The 12,486-nt window shown below is 67.8% G+C and carries 9 protein-coding genes; 8 read left to right on the forward strand and 1 reads right to left on the reverse strand.

Features of this window, described 5'->3' with window-relative positions; genetic code table 11:
* Positions 1 to 124 precede the first annotated feature (124 nt).
* Positions 125 to 2,032: a translational GTPase TypA gene (typA, locus tag ACIA6T_RS15235; RefSeq protein WP_399446969.1), complete on the reverse strand. Its 1,908-nt coding sequence runs from the start codon at positions 2,030 to 2,032 to the stop codon at positions 125 to 127.
* A gap of 441 nt (positions 2,033 to 2,473) precedes the next feature.
* Between typA and ACIA6T_RS15240 the strand changes: the two genes are divergently transcribed.
* The 8 genes from ACIA6T_RS15240 to ACIA6T_RS15275 all read left to right on the forward strand — a co-directional run bounded on the left by ACIA6T_RS15240 (position 2,474) and on the right by ACIA6T_RS15275 (position 12,485).
* Positions 2,474 to 3,514, forward strand: a complete 1,041-nt coding sequence (locus ACIA6T_RS15240; RefSeq protein WP_399446970.1) for an ABC transporter permease — start codon at positions 2,474 to 2,476, stop codon at positions 3,512 to 3,514.
* Positions 3,515 to 3,628: 114 nt separating this feature from the next.
* Positions 3,629 to 5,428, forward strand: coding sequence for an ABC transporter substrate-binding protein (locus ACIA6T_RS15245; RefSeq protein WP_399446971.1), 1,800 nt, complete (start codon positions 3,629 to 3,631; stop codon positions 5,426 to 5,428).
* A gap of 113 nt (positions 5,429 to 5,541) precedes the next feature.
* On the forward strand, positions 5,542 to 6,519 hold the full coding sequence (locus ACIA6T_RS15250; protein ID WP_399446972.1) for an ABC transporter permease: 978 nt from the start codon (positions 5,542 to 5,544) through the stop codon (positions 6,517 to 6,519).
* A gap of 10 nt (positions 6,520 to 6,529) precedes the next feature.
* Positions 6,530 to 7,591: an ABC transporter ATP-binding protein gene (locus ACIA6T_RS15255; protein WP_399446973.1), complete on the forward strand. Its 1,062-nt coding sequence runs from the start codon at positions 6,530 to 6,532 to the stop codon at positions 7,589 to 7,591.
* Between the two features lie 27 nt (positions 7,592 to 7,618).
* Complete coding sequence (locus ACIA6T_RS15260; protein WP_399446974.1) at positions 7,619 to 8,749, forward strand: ABC transporter ATP-binding protein; 1,131 nt, start codon at positions 7,619 to 7,621, stop codon at positions 8,747 to 8,749.
* A 207-nt stretch (positions 8,750 to 8,956) separates the two neighbouring features.
* Complete coding sequence (locus ACIA6T_RS15265; protein WP_399446975.1) at positions 8,957 to 10,582, forward strand: ABC transporter substrate-binding protein; 1,626 nt, start codon at positions 8,957 to 8,959, stop codon at positions 10,580 to 10,582.
* 6 nt (positions 10,583 to 10,588) lie between these two features.
* Positions 10,589 to 11,512 (forward strand): ABC transporter permease, encoded by a 924-nt coding sequence (locus tag ACIA6T_RS15270; protein ID WP_399446976.1) that lies wholly within the window; start codon positions 10,589 to 10,591, stop codon positions 11,510 to 11,512.
* The gene (locus ACIA6T_RS15275; RefSeq protein WP_399446977.1) at positions 11,505 to 12,485 is read left to right on the forward strand and encodes an ABC transporter permease; all 981 of its coding nucleotides are present in this window, start codon (positions 11,505 to 11,507) and stop codon (positions 12,483 to 12,485) included. Before ACIA6T_RS15270 ends, ACIA6T_RS15275 begins: the two co-directional genes overlap by 8 nt.
* Position 12,486 lies beyond the last annotated feature (1 nt).

Here is a 12,486-nt window from a genome sequence, read left to right on the forward strand (position 1 = left end):
CCCGCGCGGGGGGGGGGGGGGGGGCGGCCCCGCCCCGGCCGGCGGCCCCCCCCCCCCCCCCCCCCCCCCCCCCCCCCCCCCCCCCCCCCCCCCCCCCCCCCCCCGCTTCTCGTGTGCGTCGGGCTCAGCCGTGCTTGGCGCGGCTCGCGGCACGGGCGCGCTCGCGGGCGTCCAGGTTCACCTTGCGGATGCGGACCGCCTCCGGGGTGACCTCCACGCACTCGTCGTCGCGGCAGAACTCCAGGGACTGCTCCAGCGACAGCTTGCGCGGCGGCACGATCGCCTCGAACGAGTCGGCCGAGGACGACCGCATGTTGGTGAGCTTCTTCTCCTTGGTGATGTTGACGTCCATGTCGTCGGCACGGGAGTTCTCGCCGACGATCATGCCCTCGTACACCTCGGTGCCCGGGTCCGTGAAGAGCACGCCGCGCTCCTGGAGGTTGGTCATCGCGAACGCGGTGACGGCACCGGAGCGGTCGGCGACCAGCGAGCCGTTGTTGCGGGTCGTCAGGGTGCCGAACCAGGGCTCGTGGCCCTCGTGGATGGAGTGGGCGATACCGGTGCCGCGGGTCTGGGTCAGGAACTCCGTCCGGAAACCGATCAGGCCGCGGGAAGGAACCACGAACTCCATGCGGACCCAGCCCGAGCCGTGGTTGGACATGTTGTCCATCCGGCCCTTGCGCACGCCCATGAGCTGCGTGACCGCGCCCATGTGCTCCTCGGGCACGTCGATCGTCATGCGCTCGACCGGCTCGTGGACCTTGCCGTCGACCTCCTTGGTGACGACCTGCGGCTTGCCGATGGTCAGCTCGAAGCCCTCGCGGCGCATCTGCTCCACCAGGATGGCCAGCGCCAGCTCACCGCGGCCCTGCACCTCCCAGGCGTCCGGACGCTCGGTGTCCAGGACGCGCAGCGAGACGTTGCCGATCAGCTCGCGGTCCAGGCGGTCCTTGACCTGGCGGGCGGTGACCTTGCGGTCCTTGACGACCGCCTTGTTGTCCGCGCCCTTGCCGGTGGCGCCGCGGCCGACCAGCGGCGAGGTGTTGGTGCCGATGGTCATGGAGATCGCCGGCTCGTCCACCGTGATCAGCGGCAGCGGGACGGGGTTCTCGGTGTCCGCGAGGGTCTCGCCGATCATGATGTCCGGGATACCGGCGACGGCGCAGATGTCACCGGGGCCGGCCTTCTCGGCGGGCTTGCGGGTGAGCGCCTCGGTCATCATCAGCTCGGAGATGCGCACGTTGGAGACGGACCCGTCGCGCTTCATCCAGGCGACCGTCTGCCCCTTCTTCAGCTCGCCCTGGTGGACGCGGAGCAGGGCGATACGGCCGAGGAAGTTGTCGGCGTCGAGGTTGGTGACGTGGGCCTGGAGCGGGGCGTCCTCGTCGAAGGTCGGGGCCGGGATGTGCTCCAGGATCGTGGAGAAGAACGGCTCCAGCGAGTCGGAGTCGCCCGGGACCGTGCCGTCCTCGGGCTTGGTGAGGGAGGCCACACCGTCCCGGCCGCAGGCGTAGACGATCGGGAACTCGATCTGCTCCTCGTCGGCGTCCAGGTCGAGGAAGAGGTCGTAGGTCTCGTTGACCACCTCGTCGATGCGGGCGTCCGGACGGTCCGTCTTGTTGATGCAGAGGATGATCGGCAGCCGCTGCTGGAGCGCCTTGCGCAGCACGAAGCGGGTCTGCGGCAGCGGGCCCTCGGAGGCGTCCACCAGCAGCACCACACCGTCGACCATCGACAGACCGCGCTCGACCTCGCCGCCGAAGTCGGCGTGGCCGGGGGTGTCGATGATGTTGATGGTGATGGGCTCCCCGCCGTCCTTGGGGTGGTACTTCACCGCCGTGTTCTTGGCGAGGATCGTGATGCCCTTCTCACGCTCCAGGTCGTTCGAGTCCATCATGCGGTCGTCGACCGAGTCGAGCTGGTGCGCGGCGAAGGCGCCGGCCTGCTTGAGCATGCCGTCCACGATGGTGGTCTTGCCGTGGTCGACGTGGGCGACGATGGCGACGTTGCGGATGTCGTGGCGCGTGGCCATAAAAGGCGTACTCCCGGAGTGCTGAGGAATGCCCCGCACGGGCGTCTGTGGTGTGCGGGCCCTGCCGGGCTGAACACGCCTCGGCCTCACCCCATGGTACGGGGCCGCCGGAGGGTCCGCCTTCGCGAGCCCGTGGGCCCTCTGTTACTCATGGGAGCCGGGAGGACGCGTTCGGATATCGGTGTGCGCGCGAACACGTTTCGGACATGTAAACAAAAAGCTGCACCTAATTGTCCGAATTGCCGGTTTCTCTCCAAGGGTGTCAAGCGCGCGTAGGTGTCAATCTTTGCAATTTTCGCTCAAAATATGAACGGTAGGGAGATCCCTATGCCTTCCGCCCTTGACGCGCGTTGACTGTCTTGGCGAAAGTTCCCCCAAACCACAGAACCTGCCGGTATCTGTGCTGCGCTCAACTCTCCAACCCCCCGGGGGACGAACACGATGACCAGTCCAATCAAGGCCGAGGACTCCGGGTCCGCGGCTGTCTTGGACCCTGAGCTCGCGGCGACCACCGAAAAAACGGTCGCCAAGGGTGAAAAGCAGCCCGAGGGTCGTTCCCCCGGCCAGTTGATGTGGCAGCGCTTCAAGCGCGACCGTACCGGAGTCGTCTCCGCGTGTGTGGTGATTTTCTTCTTCCTGGTCGCCGCGTGCGCCCCGCTCATCTCGAAGGTGTACGGCAAGGACCCGTACACCCTCTACGGGCAGGAGGACCCGGAACTTCTCGACATGTTCACCATGCCGGCGAAGGCCTTCGGCGGCATCGACGGGGAGTACTGGTTCGGCGTCGAGCCCGGCCTGGGCCGTGACGTGTTCACGCAGCTGCTGTACGGCATCCGGACCTCGCTCGCCACGGCGCTGGTCGCGACGCTCCTGATGACGGTGATCGGCGTGCTGATCGGTCTCGCCGGCGGCTACTTCGGCGGGAAGATCGACTACTGGCTCGGCCGGATGACCGACTTCTTCATGGCCCTGCCCAGCCAGCTGTTCTTCGTCGCCGCGATGCCGGTCATCACCACGGTGTTCGTCGCCCCGGACAAGGAGACGCCCACCTACGTGCGCACCTCCGCGATCATCATCGTGCTGTCCTTCCTGGGCTGGATGAGCATGGCGCGGATCGTCCGTGGTGCCGCGCTCTCCCTGCGGGACCGGGAGTTCATCGAGGCGGCGCGGATCTCCGGGGCCTCGCCCTGGCGCATCATCCGCAAGGAGCTGCTGCCCAACATCGTCACGCCGACGCTGGTGCAGGCGACGCTCATGCTGCCCGCCACCATCCTCAGTATCGCGTTCCTCTCCTTCGTGGGCGTCGGGTACGTCGAGCCCACGCCGGACTGGGGTCGGATGTTCGCCATCGGTGCCAACACCGTGGAGCAGGACCCGTACTACATGCTCTTCCCCGGAGTGGCCATGGTGATCTTCGTCGTGGCCTTCAACCTCCTCGGTGACTCGGTGCGAGACGCCTTCGATCCCAAGACGGGGCGCTGAGCCCACAGGGGAAATCCCCCCACACTCTCGCCCGGCCGGTCCCCGGTGCCCTACGGCCCGGTTCCGGCCATGTACCAGCAGTGCTCACTACTACAGGCAGGTGGATCCGTCCCCATGAGCATCTTCCGTAACCGTGCCGCCACGGCCGCGATCGTCGCGGTCGCCGCCGGCGCCCTGACCCTCACCGCCTGCGGTGGCGGCGGCAGCGACAGTCCGGCCAAGGACAACAGCAAGCAGAAGGACGACGCCAAGTCGCAGTCGAAGCCGGTGCAGATCGGTGACGTGAAGGCGTCGACCGGTCCGGCCGCCGAGATCCCGGGCGCCCAGCCGGGCGGCACCATGGCCGTCTACCAGGAGGACGACTTCTCCCACCTGGACCCGGGGCAGATCTACGTCTCGGACGGCAAGCTGCTCAGCCGCCTCATCTACCGCGGTCTCACCCAGTACTCCGAGGACGACCAGGGCAACCTGACCGTCGTGGGCGACCTCGCCACCGACGCGGGCAAGGTCTCGGACGGCGGCAAGACCTGGACCTACACCCTCAAGGACGACCTGAAGGACGAGAACGGCAACCCGATCAACTCGGCGGACATCCGCCACACGATCGAGCGGCTGTACGCCACGTTCATCACCGACGGTCCGACCTACCTGCAGCAGTGGCTGTCCGGCGCCGGCACCACCTACCGCAAGGCGTACGAGGGTCCGTTCAAGGGCAAGCACCTGCCGAACGACGTCCTGGAGACGCCGGACGACAAGACGGTCGTCTTCCACTTCAAGGACGCGCAGCCCGACCTCCCGCAGATGCTGACCATGCCCGGTTACAGCGTCGTCCCGGAGGAGACGGACACCAAGGAGAAGTACGACTCCGACCCGGTCGCCACGGGTCCGTACAAGATCGCCGAGTTCAAGCCCGGCAAGTCCATGAAGCTGGTCAAGAACACCGCGTGGGACGCGAAGTCCGACTCCGTGCGTCACCAGTACGTCGACGGTTTCGACATCTCGATGAACCACGACGACGAGGACCAGACCAAGACGCTCCTGGCCGACCAGGGCGAGGCCAAGAACGCGATGATGTTCACGGGCCAGGTCGCCACCACCCAGCTCCAGAAGGTGGTGAGCGACAAGGAGGCCATGAAGCGCACGATCCAGGGCTACGCGCCCTACGTGTGGCAGCTGAACTTCAACATGGACCGCGTCAAGGACAAGAAGCTCCGTGACGCCATCACCCTCGCCCTGCCCTCCGCCTCGGTCTTCAAGGCCGACGGCGGTGCCTACGGCGGTGAGGTCGCCAACTCCCTGACCTCGCCGACGACTCCGGGTTACAACGAGGCCTTCGACCCGTTCAACCGCTCGAAGAAGCCCAACGGCGACATCGAGGCCGCCAAGAAGCTGATCAAGGAAGGCGGCTTCGAGGGCAAGAGCCTCGTCTACGCCTACGCCAACACGCCGGTCCGCCAGCAGCAGGCCGTGCTGATCACCGACGCCCTGGAGAAGATCGGTCTCGACATCCAGAAGAAGGAGATCGACGGCGCCACCTGGTACGAGCAGGTCGGTAAGGTCAAGAACAGCTACGACCTGTACATGACCGGCTGGGGCCAGGACTGGCCGTCCGCCTCCACGGTCGTCCCGCCGCTCTACGACGGCACGCAGATCCAGGACGGTTCGTCGAACTACTCGCACATCAACGACGACCACGTCAACTCGGAGATCCAGCGCATCCTGAAGATCACCGACACCGCCGAGGCCACCAAGGCGTGGACCGAGCTGAGCGAGTACATCGCCAAGGAGGTCAACCCGGCCGCCCCGATCTACTACACCAAGGTCTTCCAGATCTTCGGTTCGAACGTCGGCGGCATCCGCTACAGCTCCGACTCGAGCTACGTGGACGTCACCCGGGTCTTCCTGAAGAAGTAACCGCCGGCCCGGGATCCCGGTGGTGGGCGCGCGGCGGAGCGCCCACCACCGGGCCCCGGACGTCTCCAGACTCACCCTCCGAATTGCCGCCGTCCTGAGAGCAGCTTCCTGCCATGCTTCCCTTCCTCATTCGCCGGACATTCGGCGCGGCGCTGATCCTGGTGTTGATCAGTGCGTTCACCTTCTTCATGTTCTTCGCGATCCCGCAGGACCCGGCGCTGCTGGCCTGTGGCAAGAACTGCACTCCGGACGCGCTGGAGATCATCCACAAGAACCTCGGTCTCGACCAGCCGGTCACCGTCCAGTACTGGAACTTCCTGATCGGCGTCTTCGCCGGCCGTGACTTCGCCGTCGGCCACTGCGACGCCCCCTGCTTCGGTGTCTCCTTCGCCAACAACCAGAACGTCTGGGACACCATCGTCGACCGCTTCCCGCTGACGCTCTCGCTGACCCTCGGCAGCCTGCTGGTCTTCCTGATCGTCGGCCTCGGCGCCGGCATGCTCGCCGCGAAGTACCGCGGCACCTGGGTGGACAAGACCTTCAGCTCCGGCTCGCTGGTCATCAGCTCCATGCAGATCTACTTCCTCGGCCCGCTGGTGCTGCTCGGCCTGGTCTACAGCACCGGATGGCTCGACAAGCCGAAGTACGTGCCCTTCTCCGAGGACCTCGGCGGCTGGTTCATGGGTCTGCTGATCCCCTGGGTCGTCATGGCGACCATCTTCACCGCCAACTACACTCGTATGAGCCGTTCCTCGATGATCGAGCAGCTCCAGGAAGAGCACGTGAAGGCGGCCCGCGCCAAGGGCATGTCGGGCAACTTCGTCTTCTTCCGCTACGCCTGGCGCGGCTCCCTCATCCCCATCATCACCATCCTCGGCATCGACCTGTCCTCGCTGCTGTCGGGCGGCATGGTGACGGAGCTGACGTTCGGTCTGGCCGGACTCGGCCGGCTCGCGCTGGACTCCGTCATCGACAAGGACCTGCCGATGCTGATGGGCGTCATGCTGGTCAGCGCCGCGCTCATCATCTTCTTCAACCTGATCGTGGACGCCCTGTACGCCGTCATCGACCCGCGCGTGCGTCTGTCCTAGGAGAATCACCGTGACCACTCAGACCAAGCCCGAAGAGGCCGCGGCCGCCGCCGCGGGGGAAGCCTTCCTCTCGGTGCGCGACCTCAAGGTCCACTTCTCCACCGACGACGGCATCGTCAAGGCGGTGGACGGGCTCTCCTTCGACCTGGAGCGCGGCAAGACCCTCGGCATCGTGGGCGAGTCCGGCTCCGGCAAGTCGGTGACCAACCTGGCCGTCCTCGGCCTGCACAACCGCAAGAAGACCGCCGTCGACGGGTCGATCACGCTGGACGGCCAGGAGCTGATCACGGCCGGCGAGAAGCAGCTGGAGACGCTGCGCGGCAAGAAGATGGCGATGATCTTCCAGGACGCGCTGACCGCGCTGTCGCCGTACTACACGGTCGGCCGGCAGATCGGTGAGCCGTTCATGAAGCACACCGGCGCCTCCAAGAGGGACGCCCGGGTGCGCGCCATCGACCTGCTCCAGAAGGTCGGCATCCCGCACCCGCAGCAGCGGGTCGACGACTACCCGCACCAGTTCTCCGGCGGTATGCGCCAGCGCGCCATGATCGCCATGGCGCTCTCCTGCGACCCGGACCTGCTCATCGCCGACGAGCCGACCACGGCGCTCGACGTGACGGTGCAGGCGCAGATCCTCGACCTGCTCAAGGACCTGCAGCAGGAGTTCGGCTCCGCGATCATCATGATCACCCACGACCTCGGTGTGGTCGCCAACATGGCCGACGACATCCTGGTGATGTACGCCGGCCGTGCCGTGGAGCGCGGCTCGGTGCGCGAGGTGCTCAAGGCGCCTCAGCACCCGTACACCTGGGGCCTGCTGGGCTCGATGCCGAGGCTCTCCGCCTCCGTCGACGAGCCGCTGATGCCGATCCCGGGATCGCCGCCCTCCCTGCTCAACCCGCCCTCGGGCTGCCCGTTCCACCCGCGGTGCGGCTTCACCGACAAGGTCTCGGGGGACCGTTGTTCGGGCGAGCGCCCGCCGCTCGCCCAGGGGCGTGCCGCCGCCTGTCACCTGACGGCGGAGCAGCGGCAGCAGGTGTTCATCGAGACGATTCAGCCCCGGCTGGGCTGAGCGGAAACCGGCGACTGGGGCATCACCATGAGCGACAACAGCAAGACGACCACGGCGGTCGCCGACACGGTCCCGCAGCAGCGGGACGGTGACAGCGCACCGCTGCTGAAGGTCAGTGGTCTGACGAAGCACTTCCCGATCAAGGGCGGCTTCCCGATCAAGCGCACCGTCGGCGCGGTCAAGGCCGTCGACGGCCTCGACTTCGAGGTCTTCCCGGGGGAGAGCCTCGGCCTCGTCGGCGAGTCCGGCTGCGGCAAGTCGACGACCGGCCGGCTGCTGACCCGGCTGTACGAGCCGACCACGGGCAGCATCGAGTACAAGGGTCAGGACATCAGCCGGGCCGGCCGCAGGGAGCTGGCGCCGATCAGGTCCGAGATCCAGATGATCTTCCAGGACCCGTACACGGCGCTGAACCCGCGGCAGACCGTGGGCACGATCATCTCGGGCCCGATGGAGATCAACGGGATCAACCCGCCGGGCGGCCGTGAGAAGCGGGTCCGGGAGCTCCTGGAGATCGTCGGTCTCAACCCGGAGCACTACAACCGCTTCCCGCACGAGTTCTCCGGCGGCCAGCGCCAGCGCATCGGTGTCGCGCGTGCCATCGCGCTGGAGCCGAAGCTGATCGTCGCCGACGAGCCGGTCTCGGCCCTCGACGTGTCGATCCAGGCCCAGGTGGTGAACCTGCTGCAGGAGGTGCAGCGGGAGATGGGCATCGCCTTCGTCTTCATCGCCCACGACCTGGCGATCGTGCGGCACTTCTCGCAGCGTGTCGCGGTGATGTACCTCGGCAAGATCGTGGAGATCGCGGACCGCGACTCGATCTACAACGGCCCCCGCCACCCGTACACGCACGCGTTGCTGTCCGCCGTCCCGGACGCCGACATCGACGCGGAGAAGCGGGAGCGCATCCGTCTCGAGGGCGACGTGCCCTCGCCGATCTCCCCGCCGTCCGGCTGCCGCTTCCGCACCCGCTGCTGGAAGGCGCAGGACAAGTGCGCGACCGAGGAGCCGCCGCTGCTCCGGATCGAGGGCAGCAAGCCGGGGCACCTGACGGCCTGCCACTTCCCGGAGGAGCCCACGACCGAGGCCCGCGCCGAGGACGTGGTGATGGACCCGGGGCTGAAGGCGCTGGAGAAGAACGACGTGGCCAAGGCCTGACGTCGACCCTCTGAAGGGGCACGGGCGCGGGAGCGCAGGACTCCCGCACCCGTGCCCTTTCGGCTGCCCTTTTCGGGCGTCTCATACGTACATACGGCTGGAGTCACCCTCGTACAGGCGCCGTACATGTGCGCCATGCACCCTTTGCGTCGATATTGACGTGAAGGATCGGCGTACGCACCCAGCCCACGTACGAGGAGGCACCCGATGCGCGGAGCCACGCACGCCCGATGGGCCGTCTGTGCGGTGGCGGTCGCCCTCGCCGCGACCGCCTGCGGAGGCGAGAGCAGCGCCGACGACGCCGGTGCCGTACTGAGCGCCTCCTGGGGCGACCCGCAGAACCCGCTGGAGCCGGCCAACACCAACGAGGTCCAGGGCGGCAAGGTCCTCGACATGATCTTCCGGGGCCTGAAGCGGTACGACCCGGTCACCGGCGAGGCGAAGGACATGCTCGCCGAGAGGATCGAGACCTCCGACTCGCAGAACTTCACCATCACCGTCAAGGACGGCTGGACCTTCGGCAACGGCGAGAAGGTCACCGCCCGGTCCTTCGTCGACGCCTGGAACTACGGCGCGAGCCTGAGGAACAACCAGCGCAACGCGTACTTCTTCGGCTACATCGAGGGCTACGACGAGGTCCACCCCGAGGACGGCGGCAAGCAGACCGCCGACACCCTCTCCGGGCTGAAGGTCGTCGACGACCGCACCTTCACCGTCGCGCTCACCCAGAAGTTCTCGAGCTTCCCCGACACCCTCGGCTACAACGCCTTCGCCCCGCTGCCCCGCGCCTTCTTCGACGACCACGACGCCTGGGTGAAGAAGCCCGTCGGCAACGGCCCGTACCTGGTCGACTCGTACACCCGCGGCTCGCAGATGTCCCTGCGCACCCGGTCCGACTACCCCGGCCCCGACAAGGCCCGCAACGGCGGCGTCGACCTCAAGGTCTACACCGACAGCAACACCGCCTACACCGACCTGATGGCCGGCAACCTCGACCTGGTCGACGACGTCCCCGCCGCCCAGCTCAAGAACGTGAGGAGTGACCTCGGCGACCGCTACCTCAACACCCCCGCCGGCATCCTCCAGACCCTCGCCTTCCCCTACTACGACGACGCCTGGAACAGACCCGGCGCGGAGAAGGTCCGCAAGGGCCTGTCCATGGCCATCGACCGCGAGCAGATCACCGACACGCTCTTCCACGGGACCCGCACCCCCGCCACCGACTGGACCTCCCCGGTCCTCGGCGAGGACGGCGGCTACCGGGCCGGCCTGTGCGGGGAGTACTGCGCGTACAAGCCGGACGACGCCAGGAAGCTCGTCCAGGAGGGCGGCGGGCTGCCCGGCGGCAAGGTGACCATCACCTACAACGCGGACACCGGCTCCCACCGCGCCTGGGTCGACGCCGTCTGCAACTCCATCAACAACGCGCTGGACGACGAGCGCGCCTGTGTCGCCGCGCCGGTCGGCACCTTCGCCGACTACCGCAACCGGATCACCGCCCGCAAGATGAGCGGCCCGTTCCGCGCCGGCTGGCAGATGGACTACCCGCTCATCCAGAACTTCCTCCAGCCGCTCTACTACACGGGCGCCTCCTCCAACGACGGCAAGTGGTCCGACGAGCGGTTCGACGACCTCGTCGACCGGGCCAACCGGGAGACCGACCCCGCCAAGGCCGTCGGCCTGTTCCAGCAGGCCGAGGAGGTCGTCCGCGACCACATGGCCGCCATCCCCCTCTGGTACCAGAACGGCAGCGCCGGCTGGTCCGAACGGCTCTCCGACGTCGAGCTCAACCCCTTCAGCGTCCCCGTCTACGACCAGATCAAGGTGAGCTGAACCGCCATGGGACGCTACGTCGTCCAGCGGCTGCTCCAGATGATCCCGGTCTTCGTCGGGGCCACGCTGCTGATCTTCCTGATGGTCAACGTGATGGGCGACCCCATCGCGGGCCTCTGCGGCGAACGCCAGTGCGACCAGGCGACCGCGGGGCGGCTGCGGCAGGAGTTCGGCCTCGACCGGCCGGTCTGGCAGCAGTACCTGACCTACATGGGGAACGTCTTCACCGGTGACTTCGGCACGGCCTTCAACGGCCAGGAGGTCACCGAGCTGATGTCGACGGCGTTCCCCGTCACCATCCGCCTCACCCTGATCGCGATCGTCTTCGAGATCGTCGTCGGCGTCACCCTCGGCGTGGTCACCGGACTGCGCCGGGGCCGCCCCGTCGACACCGGCGTCCTGCTGTTCACCCTCGTCGTCATCTCCGTCCCCACCTTCGTCACCGGCCTGCTGCTCCAACTGCTGCTCGGCGTGAAATGGGACTGGATCCGGCCCTCGGTCTCCACCGAGGCACCCTTCGGCGAACTGCTCCTGCCCGGCCTGGTCCTGGCCTCCGTCTCCCTCGCCTACGTCACCCGGCTGACCCGCACCTCCATCGCCGAGAACCTGCGCTCCGACTACGTCCGCACCGCCGTCGCCAAGGGCCTGCCCCACCACCGGGTGGTCGTGAGGCACCTGCTGCGCAACTCCCTCATCCCCGTGGTCACCTTCATCGGCGCCGACATCGGCTTCCTCATGGGCGGCGCGATCGTCACCGAGCGGATCTTCAACATCCACGGCGTCGGCTACCAGCTCTACCAGGGCATCCTGCGGCAGAGCACCCAGACCGTCGTCGGCTTCGTCACCGTGCTCGTGCTGGTCTTCCTGGTCGCCAACCTCGTCGTCGACCTCCTCTACGCCGTACTGGACCCGAGGATCCGCTATGCCTGAGCAGCACTACGAGCCCGAGCCCGCCGTCGCGGGGGCCGTCATCGGCGGCACCGTGGACGTGGGCGTCGAGGAGGCCGGGACGCCGGAGCGGCGGCCGAAGGGCCGAGGCGGCCCCGGACCGCGGGACAAACCCCGCTCCCTGTGGTCCGACGCCTGGCGCGACCTGCGCCGCAACCCCGTCTTCCTCGTCTCCGGGCTGGTCATCCTCTTCCTCGTCCTCATCTCCCTGTGGCCCTCGCTGATCGCCTCAGGCAGCCCCCTCAAGTGCGACCTGGCCAGGGCCCAGGAGGGCTCCCAGCCGGGCCACCCCTTCGGTTTCGACGGCCAGGGCTGCGACGTCTACACCCGCACCGTCCACGGCGCCCGTACGTCCGTCACGGTCGGCGTCCTGGCCACCCTGGGCGTCGCCGTCCTGGGCAGCGTCCTGGGCGTCCTGGCGGGCTTCTTCGGGGGCGTCTGGGACTCCGTCCTCTCCCGCGTCACCGACGTCTTCTTCGCCATCCCGGTCGTCCTCGGCGGACTGGTGCTGCTCTCCGTCATCACCAGCAACACCGTCTGGCCCGTCATCGGCTTCATCGTGCTGCTGGGCTGGCCGCAGATCTTCCGCATCGCCCGCGGCTCCGTCATCACCGTCAAACAGAACGACTACGTCCAGGCCGCGCGGGCGCTCGGCGCCTCCCCCTCCCGCCTGATGCTCCGGCACATCGCGCCCAACGCCGTCGCCCCGGTCATCGTCGTCGCGACCATCGCGCTCGGCACCTACATCGCCCTGGAGGCCACCCTGTCCTACCTCGGCGTCGGTCTGAAGCCGCCCAGCGTCTCCTGGGGCATCGACATCTCCGCCGCCTCCCCGTACGTCCGCAACGCCCCGCACGCGCTGCTGTGGCCCTCCGGGGCCCTCGCGATCACCGTCCTGGCGTTCATCATGCTCGGCGACGCGGTGCGCGACGCCCTCGACCCGAAGCTGAGGTGAG

Origin of the sequence: Streptomyces sp. NPDC051740 (genome assembly GCF_044453165.1) — a bacterium.
GTDB lineage: Bacteria > Actinomycetota > Actinomycetes > Streptomycetales > Streptomycetaceae > Streptomyces > Streptomyces atrovirens.

Coding starts and splice junctions, on each gene's coding strand:
- ACIA6T_RS15260 (WP_399446974.1), top strand. CDS start 7,619: ATGAGCGACAACAGCAAGACGACCACGGCGGTCGCCGACACGGTCCCG.
- ACIA6T_RS15245 (WP_399446971.1), top strand. CDS start 3,629: ATGAGCATCTTCCGTAACCGTGCCGCCACGGCCGCGATCGTCGCGGTC.
- ACIA6T_RS15275 (WP_399446977.1), top strand. CDS start 11,505: ATGCCTGAGCAGCACTACGAGCCCGAGCCCGCCGTCGCGGGGGCCGTC.
- ACIA6T_RS15240 (WP_399446970.1), top strand. CDS start 2,474: ATGACCAGTCCAATCAAGGCCGAGGACTCCGGGTCCGCGGCTGTCTTG.
- typA (WP_399446969.1), bottom strand. CDS start 2,032: ATGGCCACGCGCCACGACATCCGCAACGTCGCCATCGTCGCCCACGTC.
- ACIA6T_RS15270 (WP_399446976.1), top strand. CDS start 10,589: ATGGGACGCTACGTCGTCCAGCGGCTGCTCCAGATGATCCCGGTCTTC.
- ACIA6T_RS15250 (WP_399446972.1), top strand. CDS start 5,542: ATGCTTCCCTTCCTCATTCGCCGGACATTCGGCGCGGCGCTGATCCTG.
- ACIA6T_RS15265 (WP_399446975.1), top strand. CDS start 8,957: ATGCGCGGAGCCACGCACGCCCGATGGGCCGTCTGTGCGGTGGCGGTC.